The sequence below is a fragment of the Moritella dasanensis ArB 0140 genome (assembly GCF_000276805.1).
GTDB classification, from domain to species: domain Bacteria; phylum Pseudomonadota; class Gammaproteobacteria; order Enterobacterales; family Moritellaceae; genus Moritella; species Moritella dasanensis.
In genome coordinates this window covers 20,495-37,282 of sequence record NZ_AKXQ01000010.1, presented here as the reverse complement: position 1 = coordinate 37,282, position 16,788 = coordinate 20,495, and the positions used below count along the sequence as shown (strand labels likewise).

Sequence of the window (16,788 nt, the reverse complement as noted above, 5' to 3'; positions counted from 1 at the left end):
ATAACTCGTTAGCGACAAAACCCCAGAGTAGTAAATTACGATATTACTATTTATATCTCACTCAAATGAATAGCAGTATTTTTACCTTTTGTAAAAACAGGAGTATCACATGGCAGTTTTAGATAAAGGCGTATGGTATCCCAACAAAGCGCTGCACGAATTACTGAAAGAAGATAGTTTTAATCTTTCTGCGGTTCCTGAGCTGAGCCGATACCATTTATACATTTCCTACGCATGTCCGTTTGCACATCGTTGTGATTTGGTGATTAATTACCTTGGCTTGCAACACGCTATTTCAGTATCTTCGGTTGCAGCAAAACGCGACGTCGGCGGCTGGTTATTTGATAAAGAACACCCAAATAAAGTCAATGCAGAGCCAAGTTTGGTTGCGTTATACCAAAAAACAATGCCGACCTATTCAGGAAGCGTCTCGGTGCCAGTGCTCTGGGATAAAAAGCTAAATCGTATAATAAGTAATGATTCATCATCAATGGCAATGGATTTAGCGACTAAATGGTTGCCATTAGCCAGCAATCAAATTGAACTGGTTCCAGAGCATTTAAAAAATGAAATCACATCGCTAAATAATTGGTTGCATCAACATGTTAATCGTAAAGTTTATCACGTCGGTTTTGCGACCGATCAAACAAGCTATGACGCAGCCAGCGAAGTGCTATTTGAAGCTTTAGAGAAACTAAATACTCGTATTAAAAAAACACGATATTTGCACGGGAATAAAATCACGTTGTCTGATTTGTTCTTAATCCCGACGCTAGTACGTTTTGAGACTGTCTACGAAGTACATTTTAAGGCGAATAAGAAACGGCTCAAATCGTTTGAACATCTTTATAACTATATGCTCGATTTAGTTAGTATTTCAAGTATCAGAGATACCATCGATATCGATTATATGAAACTTCATTATTACTTTTCTCATAAGCACATAAATCCAACAGGTATTGTTCCCGCGGGCCCTGAAATATCTTGGTGAAACCCGCGGGTTAAAAACTAATGACAATACACTGCAACACAATAACAACAACGAAAACAAGGTGGAAATATGAATAAGCTACAAGTAAATCAGTTGATAACATCCCTATACAAGGCCGTAGATAAGAAAGATTTGAACTACTTAGAGTCTATCCTTGCCGAGCATGTAAATTTTCGCATCGGTAATTTCGATACCATTACCGATAAGCGCACGGCACTGGACGCTAATAAAAAATTCTTCGGTAGCATAGACTCTATGAAGCATAGCATCGACAAGATATGGTCCGTAGACAAAGATATCCTATGCAGTGGCATGGTAGATTATATTCGCCATGATGGCACTGGGCACAGTGCATATTTTTCCACCCAATTAACCCTTATTGATGGGAAAATTACCGAGTATTTTGTTTACGCCGATATTTCGGGACTTTGAATAATAGCGACGCTATTTGTTATCAGATCGAAAGCCATGTGGCAGACGCAACATGCTTTTTGCTTGTCAGCTATTTAGCAATTTAGCAATTTAGCAATTTAGCAATTAGCAATGATGCCAACTTAAACTAGTATATTTAAGCGACGACTAATTTGATTAAACGTCGCTTATCGTATCGGCCGTAAGATCCAAGCAGGCCGTGTATGGACAAACTGTTACCACATGTACCCTCCCAACGCAGCATTTGATGGTTATAAGAGATCCGGTGTTGGCACGAAACCCATAAGTAGCACTAGAGAATTACCAACAGATTAAAAACCTACTTGTTAGCCATTATCACTTAACCTCTTCATATAAGTGTATCAAGTGAGCAAAACCAACCCCAGAACAGAGTAAGACTTTTATTAAAACTCTCCCTTTCCTTAAAGTTACATTGATCCTTTTTCGATATTCGTTCGTATAGATTCATTAAGAATGATGAGTCGGTAGGGAAAACTAACGTACTTAGATATCACGGTATGGCAGACGTCGATGGTTATACCTGTTGCTGACTTACAAATGTTCTTCAATAAAATTGAAAATTTGTAAGTCCGATTAACCCATTGCTAAAAGATGAGGCGTTAATGAATATTTTCATTTTAGATACTGACATTCAAAAATGTGCACAATACCACTGTGATCAACATGTGGTGAAAATGATTTTAGAAAGTGTACAACTACTCTGTACTGCATTAAATAAAAAAGGCTTCGTAACTCCTTACAAGTCGACCCATTCAAATCACCCTTCTGTATTATGGGTTGAAGAGTCTTATGACAATTTTTTGTGGCTTAAACAATTAACGTTGGCACTCAATAAAGAATATAAATATCGATACAATAAAGAAGTAGATCACAAATCAATAGCAGCGCTAAATGAAATTAGTCACTATTCATTTCCGGCCATTGGTCTAACCGCGTTTCCTCAAGCGATGCCAGACAAGTATAAAGTTGATAGCGATGCCGTCAGTGCCTACAGAAATTTCTATATCGGGGATAAATCCAAATTTGCAAAGTGGACTAAACGTGTGGCGCCAAATTGGTTTATCGAAGGGTTATAAGCGCCGAATAAGGCATTAATGGAAGCCGCTGCATTTACTAAAAAATGGTGAGTTTAAGTGAGTTATTCCAAGACGTCCAAAGAATTGGATAAATCACAATACGATAGAGTTTCATGGCAGTGGGTTGGGTAAAGTTAGCTTTGACGTTAAGTTGCTGAGTGAGAAAAAGAGACTTGTAAAAAGCAATATACTGGCGAGATGAGTCGCCAGTATATTTACAAAAATCAGCAATAATTAAAAAGTATACCCAACATCAAGTGTATAAGAGCGTCCAGGTGCTGGTACTCTACCGGCAGGTGAAACATCTAAACCTCTAAAGTAATATTCATTATCAAATAAATTATTTACCGCAAAACCCACTGTTAATGCTTTATTACCTTGACGATATAACTCTGAAGCCACACTTAAATTAACGACGGTATAAGATGGTAATTGACCTGCAGTACCGGCATCATTCTCTTCTATTGTATTCGCTAGATCTGAAAATGATTTACTGTAGTAATAAGCCATTAGCCCCAAATCAACCCCGTTTAAATCGTATAAAGCACTAGCGGATACTTGATGATTAGAAGCATAAGGCAGTTCATTACCGGCAAATGCACCTTCAAGTTGCTCGGTATCTAAGTAGTTGTAAGCGCCGCGCAGTGTTAATTCTGGTAACGCCATTGGCGTGAATGAGCCTTCAACCTCAATCCCCTGATTACGGGTTTCACCGACATTTATAAACTGGCTAACAGGTCGACTGTATTGGATTTTATTTTCAAAATCGATGCGGTAAAGCGCCAGATTAAGGTTACTGCTTACTGTCGGAGTAAAGCGTATACCCGCTTCATAGTTCCATGAAAGTTCCGACTCAAGAGTTTGATCTTTTGGCCATAATTGACTTATCTGTGGCGTTCTTAGCGATTTCTGTGCATTCGCATAGGTAAACCACTGATCAGAGAATTCATAACCTAACGTTAAGCCCGGTAGGATCTCGGTAACATGGTTATCTTGCTTATAATTACCGCCAATATTGGTAAACGTCATGCGTACGTCTTCGACACGAACACCCGGCGTAAAGGTTAAACTATCATTGAAAAAACCAAGTTTATTACTCGCATAATAAGCCATGGCATTGGTATCCATATGCCAGTCACGTGGCGTTGTCGTGATGCCCGTAACATTATCGGTTTGGTTAAGCTGATAGCCAATATCTTCGTTAACATAACGCACACCCGCGATCCAATCTTGCGTTATTTTACCGTCAATATATAAATTCGTTCTAGTTTCAAGACCATATACTTTAAATTCTCGCGGTGACGTTCTTAAGTCTGTTGGATCTTGAGTTGTATCACCCCAATGGTCTCCTAAATTTCCATCGGTATCTTTGCCTTTATTATAAAAATCCCACTGAAAATTACGCTTACTTTTATTACCGAAAGCAATCACATCAACCACACCATAATCAATGACACTTAAATCACTTAATACATGGTTATACTTCACTGAGACACGCGTAGTATCAGCCGCAAACTCATCATTAGGGCGTAATGACTGATTACGATCTTCTTCGTATGCAGACGTATTTAACGCACCAGGTAGCGCTGTGTCTGCATCATAATATTGCACTGTTGCTTCTAAGGTATTACGATCATTAATATACCAGGCTGTTTGTAACATCCAGTTCTGTACGTCTGTATCTGAATTCTCGCGGAATGATTCGCCAGTTAAAATATTTGTATCAAAACGTAATGAGAAATTATCAGTCAGCGCACCACCAGTGCTGATATAAGTATCATAAAGATTGTGACTGTTACCGCTGAAGGTAATACGTTCGTTAATGCTAGTTTGCCACTGCTCAGGGATTGGTTTTGATACTAGATTGATAACACCACCAACATTATTCGGTCCATATTGTACAGCCGCACCACCACGCACCACATCAATTCGGTCAACCATCTGCAGAGATGCAGGAAATAATGACTGTCCAGTGTGGCCATAAGGCGCTAATGTCATCGGAATACCATCAAGTAAAAATTGGGTATAACCACTTCGACTCCCCTCCAAACCTCGCACTGATACATTTGGCAATACGCCGGTGCCAGTTTCATCCGCGATTTTAATACCAGGGACTTGTTGTAAGGCCGTATCAATTGAGCGAACCGCCGTTTTTTTCATCACTTCAGAAGTGATAATACTGCGATTCCCTTGGTAAGTTCGAACTTCAGCAACTTCCGAATTCCCTAATATACTGGCGCTAACAACCGAAGTTTCAATAACCTGCGTCTCAGCAGCATATGCATAACTCGACATAATGCCTGCGAATACCGCAATAACAAGGGGATTGATTTTGAAGTGAGGGTGATTGGCTTTCATGGTGAAATGTTCCTTATATTTACACAATGTTTATACAATATTAAAAATAAATCGCACGCCAAAAATACAACTCATATACCACAAGGTACGGGGATTTAATGCCGTGCTCATAGGTCATAAATAGCGTGTGGAAATCAACGGAGACAAACTTACTAGATTGGCGCCAATCTGTAAAGCTAAATGATAATAATTTTCATTACCAATAGCGATTTATCCATAAAGAGGTGTAAATGTATTAATATCAGAATTTTAATTTAGTAGTGACAATAGGAAGTATGCAATAAAACGGGAGGGTGCAGACTGTAATAGTCTGCTTACTGATAGGAATAGTCTACTTGCTACAAGGTCGCGTGGGACACTATTCACAAGGTGTTTATAGTGTCTTTTTCCAGGCATTGAGGTGTTGATAAATTAAATTCTGTAAACCTAATAGATCTTTATTTTTTAACGCTTCCACCATAGCAAAATGTTCATCACGGGACTGTTCAGAAACATGAGGGCTGCGCCAAGCATTGCGACTAACCCGAATGCCCTTCTCTCTTAATTCATTAATAAGATCACACAAAAATACATTCTGGCAATAGCTATAATAAAAACTATGAAAAGCATAATTAGCGCGTATCTGCGCCTGTAAATCCAATGATTCAACCGCCTTTGCAAAAGTAACAGCGTGTTCATATAGTTGTGCTAAACCAGCTTCATCAATTTGCATAATGACCTGAGCTGCAGCGCCTAACTCTAATAACAAACGCGTTTCCGTGATCTGTTCGCGCTCATCAGCACTGTGAACTCGGACCTTATGACCACGATAAGGAATATGCTCGAGCACATTACGGTTAGTTAACTCAGTAAGGACCTGACGCACAGTGAATCGGTTCGCATCCAGCATTTTCTCCAGTTCATTCTGACGTAAAAACTCACTGGTATCAATTTCATCACTATGAATTTTGTCTTGTAAAATATTGGCCAATTCAGCGATGCGCTGCTCGGATATGGTTTTTTTTGTCACATGTATCTCGATCTCAGAAGCTGTTAGGCAAAATACTAACTAAAACAAAAAATTATCACAACAATTAAATTGGCGCCAAAAATATTTTATTGCACAATTAACATGTTTAAAAGCAGAAAATAACTATCCAGTCACTGCAATTAACGGGAATACCACTTAAAAAGTGGCAGGGAAACTAACCATTGTTGTTATAACGGAATACACATCGGCTTGTTAGCAATCGGGTCCATCATTATCGTCGCATTTAACGAGAACACCTCTTTTAATAATTGGCTATTGAATACTTTATGCGGTTCATCCTGTGCAATTATCGCCCCCTTTTTCATGACAATTAGGTGATCACAATAGCGACAAGCTTGGTTTAGATCGTGTAATACCACTACCAAGGTTTTTCCCCGTCGATTCATCTTTTGCATCATCTCCATTAACTCTACCTGATACGTTAAATCAAGATAAGTGGTTGGCTCATCAAGCAAAATATAATCTGTATCTTGTGCTAGTACCATCGCGATCCATACCCGTTGTCGCTGTCCACCTGACAGACTATCAACAGCGCGGTCTGCCAGGTCGCATAAACCAGTTTCGATAAGCGCAGCTTGAACCTCGTCCCGATCCTGTTGACTTAATCCGCCCCAGTGCGAAAGATAAGGATTACGCCCGCAGCTAACCAGTTGTCGAACACTGATCCCTTCAGGAGTGATTGGAGATTGAGGGAGTATTGATAATAGCTGGGCTTTTGTCTTATGGCTTAATTTACTGAGATCTTGCCCTGCCAAACTCACTTTACCCTTAGTGGGTTTTAGACTACCGGAAATAGTCTTAAGTAAGGTCGACTTACCGCACCCATTAGGACCAATCAAGGCGGTTATTTTACCTTGCGGAATGGTTATATTCAGACCGTCCAATATAACGACGCCAGCATAACCTATAGTTAAATTTTCAATCGTTAACACATTACCAACCTTTATATCGATGGAGCAAAAAAATGAAATACGGCGCACCTAAAATAGCCGTCAATACGCCGGCTGGTAGTTCTAATGGCGGTGCTAGATTACGAGCGAGCGTATCAGCGCTAAGCACTAACAAAGCGCCAACTAAAGCAGCAATAGGTAATACAAGCTGATGGCGAGAGCCAACCAGTAATCGAGCTAAATGGGGAGCAAGCAAACCAACAAAACCGATAGTGCCACACACTGCGACACTGACACTGGCAAGCGCGACAGCAGATAATAAGGCCATAATCTGTAAGCGCTGGGTATCAACCCCTAATGCCTGTGCGGTTTCTTCACCTAACGCAAATAGATCTAAACGCCAAGCTAAGTAAAAGGAAAATGGCACGAGGGTCAGCAACCAAGGTAACAGTGGCCAAATATAACTCCAGTTACGTCCCCATAAACTCCCCGTCAACCAGATCATGGCACTGTTTACTTCAATAGGATGTATCACTAACAGAAAATTAATACAGCTGGATAAAAAAGCACTCATAGCAATACCGACTAGGGCTAAACGCGCCGGACTCGGTTGTTGCCAGCGACTCAATAACCAGATTATCAACGCCGCACTAAATCCGCCGAACAACGCGACAACAGGCAACCAAACACTGCCGATATTAGGCCAAACCAACAATACAGTACAAGCAGCTAAGCCAGCGCCACCACTGATCCCCATCAGATCGGGTGACGCGAGTGGATTACGGATAATACCTTGTGTTAATACTCCTGAAACCGCGAGGCCAGTTCCCACCAAGATAGCAATTAATATACGTGGCAAACGGTAATCATTAACAATGAAGTCCTGTTCCCCACCTTGCCATAACGTGTGTAATACCGTATTTATCGACAACGTTTGCGCACCATAAATCAAACTAATGCCTGCTAACATCAGCAATAGCATCGCGCCACCGAATAATAATTGTTTATAGCGGCTCATTTATGACTTACCTCTTAACACTAGATAGATAAAGAAAGGTGTGCCGATAAGCGCAGTCACAATACCAACTGGCGTTTCTGCTGGCGGCACAATACTGCGGGAAAGTAGATCTGCCCAGCACACTAACGCGCCACCAATCAGGCCGCTCGCAGGTACTAGCAAAAAATAGTTATGACGAAACAGTGCACGAGCAAGATGCGGGGCGATCAAACCAACAAATACGATAGGCCCAGCCAGCGTGACAGAGATAGAAGTAAATAATAATACCGTTAAACACACTCGCCCCCTTAGAAAGGTGACATTGATACCCAAGCTACTCGCTGTCTGTTCTCCCAACGCCGTTAGGTTAAGTCCTCTGCAAGTTGAAAGCGCTAGCACAAATGCCAATAAGCTAACAGGCCAAAGCTGTGACCAACTCTGCCAGTCCACTTCACTCAGTGAGCCGGATAACCAATGCAGCATACTGTACGCCATATCATCAGCAATGATTAGCGCTGCACGAGTCAGTGATGTCAATAAACCATTGATCGCAATACCAGCAAGTACCAGTCGCAAGGGATTCGCATTTTGCTGTAGCCCCCCGCCTAATAAGAAAACCAGCAATCCGCCTATTAATGCTCCGGCAAACGTAGCAACTTCACTGGGTATATGCGTCAAGACACCGAAACCTATGCTATTCAATGCCATCAAGCAAGCGGCCCCGGAATTAATCGCAAATAAAGTCGGGGATGCTAAAGGGTTACGTGTCAGCCCTTGCATTAACGCGCCAGCAATACCCAGATTTACGCCAATCAAACAGGCAACTAAACTACGTGGTAAACGCAGTAAAAAGATGATCTGTTGATTAATATCATTATTATCAGGCGCGCTGATAAGCCGCCATACATCTCCCGCTTGTAACAAAAAATCTGATTGGCCATATAACGAAATAATAAAACCAATTAATCCAACAGAACATAATGATAACGCTTTAAAGCCGTTAATTTGTCTCGTATTTAGGTACATATTCATCGCTGCATTTGACTTGCTAGTGCTGTTGCTATCTGCTCGGCAGCTAACATACCCGAAGCTAGCGACCAAACCTCAGGCGATACTTCAATTATCTGTTTAGACTTGGCCACTGATAACATTTTCCATAATGGGCTTTTTTGCCATTTATCCAGTACCGTATTCTTCGTGTATTTACCCACTAATAACCAATCTGGATTGGTTTTTAGTAATTGTTCAAAACTGGTTTGTAAATAAGTATTATCATTATCTGCAGACAACGGACTCTTCAAACCCAGTTCAGCAATCACGCTACCCGCATAAGAAGTCGGTGTATGTAACCACATTCCTTTGTCAGTAAGCACGGCAAATTGAAAGGTTGAAACAGTTTCCATCTGTTGTTTTAAGCCTTGCATCATTTTTTTGTGCTCAGCTAAGCGATTGGCGACCTCTTCACTTTTACCGACAGCTGTCGCAATTTTCTGCATCACCACGAGGTTTTCTTGATATGTAATGCCGCGGTTTTTTAATAATAAGGTTGGCGCAATACGCGTTAGATCTGAATAAATGGATTGGTGACGACCTGTATCAGCAATAATCAGATCAGGCTTCAACGCGGCTATCGCTTCGATGCTTGGCTGATAACGGGATCCTACAGATTGCCAGTCACCGATATGATCACGCACACTTTTTATCACTCTATTTTTATCGCCATCGTCAGCAATGCCCACAGGTGATACGCCAGCAACGGCAAGCGCATCAACAAAAGAAAAGGCTAATACGACAATACGAGTTGGTGTTGTAGTCAAGGTTAAGGTACCCGCATCATGCTCTATCGTGGCAGCTTGAACTGAAGAGATTCCCAATATCAATTGGATAATGACAAATAGTTTAAAGATAGGTTTAATGAGCATCTCACACCTCTAAAAATAAACGTAATAATAATCATTATCATAACCATTGTCATTAAGTATATTTTATTTCAGCATATAGCATTATTTATCATGCCTGTCAGATACGTCAAAATACCTCAAGAAGCAGCTAGAATTTAACTCTATAAAAAGTTTACAGCGTGCTACAGGATAGTTTGATTCAGGTTTTTTTACATGATTAAAACTTTGCGGTCTTTTGATACGGTTAAACAACTTGCATTTCCTCACCAACTAATAGATCATTTGTATAGTCAATTAACCTTAATTGGCTACTTCATTACACAACTATTAAAATTAGACGTTATCAAGGTTAGACACTATGAACAGTTCGCCGCGCTATATTCAGATCCAAGACTTCATCCTTGAAAAAATAAATACCCATGTTTGGCTGCCTGGTAACAAGATCCCAACAGAGCTAGAGCTAACCAAACAATTTAACGTCAGTCGGATGACAGTGAATAAAGCCATACGCGATCTAGTCAATCAAGGTCTGTTAGAAAGAACGCCACGTCTAGGTACGTTTGTGTGCCAGAAAAAGGTCGAATCATCCCTGAGTGATATCCGTAATATTGCCGATGAGATCCGCCAGCGCGGTAAAACCTACAGCAATAAAATACTGCGTCAGGTGACAATACCTGCTGATGATGAAATAGCGATGCGCTTGGGTGTTAAAATAGACACGGCTATTTTCTTTAGTGAAATCATACATTACGAAGACGATGTCGCATTACAGTTAGAAGTGCGTTGGGTCAACCCACTGTTCGCACCAGACTACATAACGCAAGACTTCAGCCTAGCGACACCTAATGAATACCTAACCAAAAACTGCCCACTAAGCTCGATTGAACATACTGTTGAAGCGGTTATGCCTGTCGCCTCTATCCAACAGCACTTAAACTTAACAGCACTACAGCCTTGCCTGTTACTCAATCGTCGCACTTGGAGTAAGCAAGATTTGATCAGTGTTGCCCTACTTTATCATCCAGCAGATAAATACAAACTAAGCCTGAAAGCTGAAATATAGCACTGCCTATTCCACGCCAAATCAAATGATTCAGCTAAACTATTACCTTCTCTTACGTTAAACGATTACCGTCAGACCGTGTCGATTCAATATCGACACACATCATAAAAAACACCTCAAATAATTAACAAAACAACAACCAGGTCACAACAAATCGATTTGTAACTTGCGCTACATCCTTAAATTGTCTATTTAATTGTATATACATTTAAACCTGCATTTTAATAAAGGTTTATAATGTAACTTATACTTTAATCTAACAACGTGAGTGACTGATGAGTTTATTGCTAACCAATACAACAATTGTATCTATGGATCAAAGTGATTCCGATTACCAAACCCAACCTCATTGTTACATTGCAATGGCGTACGGTAAGATCGTCGAGATTGGTGCAATGCAACAATGCCCAACAGCCACTTTCACTCAGGTTATCGATTGCCAAAACCGCCTTATCACGCCGGGTCTTATCGACAGTCACACCCATCTGGTATTTGCAGGCAACCGCGCTAAAGAATTTGAGCAACGCTTAACAGGCGTGCCGTATGAAACAATCGCTAAACAAGGTGGTGGTATTCTCTCAACGGTTAACGCCACTCGCGCAGCAACGGAAGCAGAATTAGTCGAACTCGCACTTAAGCGCCTATCAGCACTGACCGCAGATGGCGTCACTACGATTGAAATAAAATCAGGTTATGGGCTAACGCTCGAAGACGAATTGAAAATGTTACGCGCAGCCAAGCAATTAGAGCAGTACGCCAATATCAAGGTATCAACCACACTGCTCGCAGCTCACGCCGTACCACCAGAATATAAAGGCGATGCCGATAGCTACATCCGTTACGTGTGTAACGAAATCATACCCGCCGCTGTTGCCGCTAAGTTAGTCGATGCTGTGGATGTGTTTTGTGAAGGTATTGGTTTTAACTTAGCGCAAACCAAAGCCGTATTCGACGCCGCTTTATCGCATGGTTTAAACATCAAAGGTCACACCGAACAATTAAGTAATTTAGGTGGTAGCGAACTGGCTGCCAAAATGGGTGCGACCTCGGTTGATCATATCGAATACCTTGACGAACAAGGCGTGAAAGCACTGGCTGAACATGGCACTGTCGCTACCCTATTACCTGGCGCATTCTACTTTTTAAGAGAAACCCAATTACCGCCCATTGAACTGTTGCGTCAACATAACGTGCCAATGGCGTTAGCAACCGATTTCAATCCGGGCACCTCGCCTATCGCGTCATTAACTATGATGATGAATATGGGCTGTACCTTATTTAGATTAACGCCGGAAGAAGCACTGCGAGGCGTAACTTGTCATGCCGCCCGTGCATTAGGGTTACAAGATTCTCGCGGCCAAATTAAAGTCGGATACGATGCTGATTTAGCAATCTGGGATATCGACCATCCAGCACAGCTATCATATGAAGTAGGAACACCAAGACTACACGCACGCATCTTAAATGGAGCGCTTTGTCATGACTAAACCTATGTACCCGGCAACAAGTAATCCGACAACAAGTAATTACGAAACGACCAAAGCGGATATCTGGCAAGGTCGTATTGACGCCGAGGACGGCGAAGCTGGTATGCGTTTTCATCAAAAGGTGCTCGTAGCAGATAAAGACGAACTACTTACAACTGACAGCCAAGATGGTGTTGTGCTACTCGGTTTTGCGTGTGACGAAGGCGTTAAGCGTAATAAAGGCCGTGTGGGCGCAGTACAAGCACCAGATGTGATCCGTAAAGCGTTAGCCAATATGGCTTGGCATCATGACCATCCAGCTGTGATGACGACTAATGAAAGCACTAACACATCAAGCTTTATTGATGGCGGCAATATCTATTGCAACGATACTGATTTAGCCCGTAGCCAACAAGAACTGGCGAAACATGTTGAAGCCGCACTGAACAAACAGAATAAAGTCATCGTATTAGGCGGCGGACACGAGATCGCTTGGGGCACATTTCAAGGACTTTCTCGGCACTTACAAACAGTTTATCAGCACTTTCAACGCACAAACGTTAACAAAGCCAATGTAACTAAACCGAAAATCGGCATTATCAACTTCGATGCCCATTTTGATTTACGTACCTATTCAGCAGACGATAAAGCATTCCCCACCAGCTCTGGTACGCCTTTTAATCAAATAGCTAAACACTGCCAACAACTAGGCTGGGAATTTAACTACGCCTGCCTTGGTGTCAGTCGCGCCAGCAATACCCAAGCGCTATTTACCTTAGCCGATGAGCTTGGCGTGCATTATCGCGAAGACCACCAACTGGCCTCTTATCACCTTGCCGAACGTATCAGTGAACTAAATACATTTATAGATCAGGTCGATTACCTCTACTTAACCATAGATATTGATGTGTTCTCGGCAAGTACAGCACCTGGTGTCAGCGCACCCGCAGCGCGAGGTATATCCCTTGAAAGTGTCGAAGCTTTATTACAATCCATCTTTAATGCTAAAAACGACGCAGGAAAAGCCAAGTTATTAGTGGCAGATCTGGCCGAATATAACCCCAATTTCGATATAGACAACCAAACCGCAAGGCTTGCAGCGCGACTAACGTGGGATATCTCCCGCGCTATGTTCACACTTAAATAGCTCAAGCAAAAATAGCAGGCCAGATAAAAACTGAATTGCTCATTAATTAAAATACCAAACAAATTAAAGTGAAAAGGAAATCCCAATGACTGATAAACGTTTAGATACATCTCGTACTATCATTGCCCCGCACGGCACAAAGCTGAATACCAAGTCGTGGCAAACCGAAGCGCCATTACGCATGTTAATGAACAACCTGCATCCTGATGTTGCCGAACACCCACATTCATTGGTGGTTTACGGTGGCATAGGTCGAGCTGCACGTGATTGGGAATGTTACGACAAAATAGTCGAAGTACTTAAACGTTTAGAAGATGATGAAACCCTGTTAGTACAGTCCGGTAAACCAGTAGGCGTATTTCAAACTCACAGCAACGCACCGCGCGTACTCATTGCTAACTCAAACCTAGTACCACATTGGGCTAACTGGGAACACTTCAACAAGCTAGATAAAGCCGGCTTGATGATGTACGGACAAATGACCGCAGGTTCTTGGATCTACATTGGCTCTCAAGGCATTGTCCAAGGCACTTACGAAACATTCGTTGCCATGGCTAAACAACATTTTGATGGTCAAGCCCAAGGTCGTTGGGTATTAACGGGCGGTTTAGGTGGCATGGGTGGCGCGCAACCCCTTGCAGCAACCATGGCTGGTTTTTCTATGATCGCCGTTGAATGTGATGAATCACGTATCGACTACCGTTTACGCACAGGCTATGTTGATAAAAAAGCCACCACACTTGATGAAGCATTAGCGCTACTTGATGATGCAATCAAAAGTGGCAAACCAACCTCGATTAGTTTATTGGGTAATGTTGCCGATATCTTCCCAGAATTAGTCAAACGCGGCGTCGTGCCCGATTGTACTACCGACCAAACATCAGCACATGATCCACTGAATGGTTACTTGCCTCAAGGTTGGACCATGGCGCACGCTGCAGCAATGCGTAAAGAAGATGAAGCCGCCGTGGTTAAAGCCGCGAAACAGTCAATGGCAATTCAAGTTCAAGCCATGTTAGACCTACAAAAAGCAGGTTCTGCAACCGTTGATTATGGTAATAACATTCGCCAAATGGCCATGGAAGAAGGCGTAGAGAATGCGTTTGATTTCCCAGGTTTCGTTCCTGCTTATATACGCCCTTTATTTTGCGAAGGCATTGGTCCTTTCCGTTGGGTAGCATTGTCAGGTGATCCAGAAGATATCTACAAAACCGATCAGAAAGTAAAAGAACTGATCCCAGATAATCCGCAACTGCATAACTGGTTAGACATGGCGCGCGAGCGTATTCAGTTCCAAGGTTTACCAGCGCGTATTTGTTGGGTTGGTCTAAAAGACCGTCAACGTCTGGGATTAGCCTTTAACGAAATGGTTAAAAATGGCGAGCTAAAAGCGCCGATTGTGATTGGTCGAGATCACCTCGATTCCGGTTCAGTTGCCAGTCCTAACCGTGAAACCGAAGGTATGATGGATGGTTCTGATGCCGTATCTGATTGGCCACTATTAAACGCGCTGCTTAATACCGCCAGTGGCGCGACGTGGGTTTCACTGCATCATGGCGGCGGCGTTGGCATGGGCTTCTCTCAACATTCCGGTATGGTCGTACTTTGTGACGGTACTGATGACGCGCATCAACGTATTAGCCGTGTACTGCGTAACGATCCTGCGACAGGCGTGATGCGTCATGCCGATGCAGGTTATGACCTTGCCAAAACATGTGCTAAAGAACAGAATTTAGACCTACCTATGCTTGATACAGCTAATAACAATAATAATCATAATAAATAGATAATCTTGGAGAAATAAACATGTACCAACTAACAATTAAACCAGGGTTATTAACGCTGGCACAACTTCGTCAAATCAGCCGTGCACCAGTACAGGTATCACTTGATCCTAGCTGCCACGAAGATATCCACGCCAGCACTAAAGTCGTTAACGACGTAATTGCCGAAAACCGCGTTGCTTATGGTATTAATACTGGCTTTGGCTTACTGGCTAACACCCGCATTGCGCCTGAAGATTTAGAAACCCTGCAACGGAGTATCGTGTTATCCCATGCAGCTGGTATCGGCGAATTAATGAATGATGAAACCGTACGTTTGATGATGGTGCTTAAAATTAACAGCCTAGCACGTGGTTTCTCCGGTATTCGTTTATCAGTAATCGAAGCATTAATGCAGTTAGTTAATGCCGAAGTATACCCTTGCGTACCGAAAAAAGGTTCTGTAGGTGCATCTGGCGATCTTGCCCCGCTTGCTCACATGAGCACAGTGTTGTTGGGTGAAGGTGAAGCGCGTCATCAAGGTAAAATCATCACAGGTGAAGAAGCATTAGTCATCGCCGGTATGCAAAAAATAACCCTAGCACCGAAAGAAGGCTTAGCGCTGTTAAACGGTACGCAAGCTTCTACTGCGTTTGGTCTAGAAGGTTTGTTTGCTGCTGAAGATTTATTTGCTTCAGCCACTTTATGTGGCGCAATGACAGTTGAAGCCGCACTCGGTAGCCGTCGTCCGTTCGATCCACGTGTACACCGTGTTCGTGGTCATCGCACACAAATGGATTCTGCGACTATGTATCGCCATATTCTTGGTTTTAGTAGTGAGATTGGTAATTCTCATACTGCCTGTGAAAAAGTCCAAGACCCTTACTCGCTGCGTTGTCAGCCACAAGTAATGGGCGCGTGTTTACAGCAGATACGTAATTCTGCAGAAACATTTGAAGTCGAAGCCAATTCAGTATCGGATAACCCCTTGGTTTTTGCTGATGATGGTGACATTATTTCAGCCGGTAACTTCCACGCCGAACCGATTGCCATGGCCAGTGATAACCTTGCCTTAGCGATTGCAGAAATAGGCAGTTTGTCTGAACGTCGTATGGCGCTACTGATTGATAGCAGCTTAAGTAAATTACCACCTTTCTTAGTGGACAATGGCGGCGTTAACTCAGGTTTCATGATAGCGCAAGTTACCGCGGCTGCTTTGGCTAGTGAGAATAAATCATTAGCCCACCCAGCGTCAGTGGATAGTTTACCGACATCAGCTAACCAAGAAGATCACGTCTCTATGGCAACCTTCGCTGGCCGCCGTTTAAAAGACATGGCCGAAAATACCCGTGGTATCTTAGCGGTTGAATTGTTGTCAGCGGCGCAAGGACTCGATTTCAGAGCACCTCTTAAATCTTCGCCATTAGTAGAGCAAGCGAAAGCGGAATTACGCGAACGCGTGACCTTCTACGATAAAGATCGTTATTTTGCGCCCGACATTGCTAAAGCCAATCAGCTTATTCTCGAAGCTAGCCACAACAAGCTTGTTACTACAAACATGCTTCCGAGTTTATAAGTTCAGGAGCCGATACGCTTAATCTATATTCGCAGACTTGACTCTACATTAACGGTTAACCGTTAAAGATGGTCTGC

General features: G+C 42.4%; 14 protein-coding genes and 1 pseudogene. 9 read left to right on the top strand and 6 right to left on the bottom strand.

All coding sequences use genetic code 11. From position 1 onward, the window contains the following. Window positions 1-109 precede the first annotated feature (109 nt). The 4 genes and pseudogenes from A923_RS0109925 (at window position 110) to A923_RS0109915 (ending at window position 2,520) form a co-directional block, all read left to right on the top strand. The gene (locus A923_RS0109925; RefSeq protein WP_017221524.1) at window positions 110-991 is read left to right on the top strand and encodes a glutathione S-transferase C-terminal domain-containing protein; all 882 of its coding nucleotides are present in this window, start codon (window positions 110-112) and stop codon (window positions 989-991) included. A gap of 69 nt (window positions 992-1,060) precedes the next feature. After that, window positions 1,061-1,423 (top strand): nuclear transport factor 2 family protein, encoded by a 363-nt coding sequence (locus tag A923_RS0109920; RefSeq protein WP_017221523.1) that lies wholly within the window; start codon window positions 1,061-1,063, stop codon window positions 1,421-1,423. Window positions 1,424-1,579: 156 nt separating this feature from the next. Next, window positions 1,580-1,793, top strand: a pseudogene (locus A923_RS22775) (aldehyde dehydrogenase family protein); the annotation flags it as partial. Between the two features lie 253 nt (window positions 1,794-2,046). Further along, a complete protein-coding gene (locus A923_RS0109915) occupies window positions 2,047-2,520 on the top strand; it encodes a pyrimidine dimer DNA glycosylase/endonuclease V (RefSeq protein WP_017221522.1) in 474 nt (157 codons plus the stop codon). Between the two features lie 234 nt (window positions 2,521-2,754). Here A923_RS0109915 and A923_RS0109910 read toward each other — a convergent pair whose 3' ends face one another. The 6 genes from A923_RS0109910 to A923_RS0109885 form a co-directional block, all read right to left on the bottom strand. Further along, on the bottom strand, window positions 2,755-4,878 hold the full coding sequence (locus A923_RS0109910; RefSeq protein WP_017221521.1) for a TonB-dependent receptor family protein: 2,124 nt from the start codon (window positions 4,876-4,878) through the stop codon (window positions 2,755-2,757). Window positions 4,879-5,251: 373 nt separating this feature from the next. Further along, complete coding sequence (locus tag A923_RS0109905; RefSeq protein WP_017221520.1) at window positions 5,252-5,887, bottom strand: GntR family transcriptional regulator; 636 nt, start codon at window positions 5,885-5,887, stop codon at window positions 5,252-5,254. Between the two features lie 188 nt (window positions 5,888-6,075). Further along, a complete protein-coding gene (gene fecE, locus A923_RS0109900; protein WP_017221519.1) occupies window positions 6,076-6,840 on the bottom strand; it encodes a Fe(3+) dicitrate ABC transporter ATP-binding protein FecE in 765 nt (254 codons plus the stop codon). Between the two features lies 1 nt (window position 6,841). Further along, a complete protein-coding gene (locus tag A923_RS0109895) occupies window positions 6,842-7,816 on the bottom strand; it encodes a FecCD family ABC transporter permease (RefSeq protein ID WP_017221518.1) in 975 nt (324 codons plus the stop codon). Next, a complete protein-coding gene (locus tag A923_RS0109890) occupies window positions 7,817-8,821 on the bottom strand; it encodes a FecCD family ABC transporter permease (RefSeq protein WP_157532825.1) in 1,005 nt (334 codons plus the stop codon). Between the two features lie 2 nt (window positions 8,822-8,823). Beyond that, window positions 8,824-9,717, bottom strand: coding sequence for a Fe(3+) dicitrate ABC transporter substrate-binding protein (locus A923_RS0109885; protein WP_017221516.1), 894 nt, complete (start codon window positions 9,715-9,717; stop codon window positions 8,824-8,826). Between the two features lie 337 nt (window positions 9,718-10,054). Here A923_RS0109885 and hutC point away from each other — a divergent pair, with 337 nt between their 5' ends. The 5 genes from hutC to hutH all read left to right on the top strand — a co-directional run bounded on the left by hutC (window position 10,055) and on the right by hutH (window position 16,711). Continuing rightward, window positions 10,055-10,759, top strand: a complete 705-nt coding sequence (gene hutC, locus A923_RS0109880; protein ID WP_017221515.1) for a histidine utilization repressor — start codon at window positions 10,055-10,057, stop codon at window positions 10,757-10,759. Between the two features lie 275 nt (window positions 10,760-11,034). Continuing rightward, complete coding sequence (gene hutI / locus A923_RS0109875) at window positions 11,035-12,246, top strand: imidazolonepropionase (protein WP_017221514.1); 1,212 nt, start codon at window positions 11,035-11,037, stop codon at window positions 12,244-12,246. Beyond that, the gene (hutG, locus tag A923_RS0109870) at window positions 12,239-13,372 is read left to right on the top strand and encodes a formimidoylglutamase (RefSeq protein WP_017221513.1); all 1,134 of its coding nucleotides are present in this window, start codon (window positions 12,239-12,241) and stop codon (window positions 13,370-13,372) included. Before hutI ends, hutG begins: the two co-directional genes overlap by 8 nt. A gap of 85 nt (window positions 13,373-13,457) precedes the next feature. Then, window positions 13,458-15,158 (top strand): urocanate hydratase, encoded by a 1,701-nt coding sequence (gene hutU / locus A923_RS0109865; protein ID WP_017221512.1) that lies wholly within the window; start codon window positions 13,458-13,460, stop codon window positions 15,156-15,158. Between the two features lie 20 nt (window positions 15,159-15,178). Beyond that, a complete protein-coding gene (hutH, locus tag A923_RS0109860; protein ID WP_017221511.1) occupies window positions 15,179-16,711 on the top strand; it encodes a histidine ammonia-lyase in 1,533 nt (510 codons plus the stop codon). Window positions 16,712-16,788 lie beyond the last annotated feature (77 nt).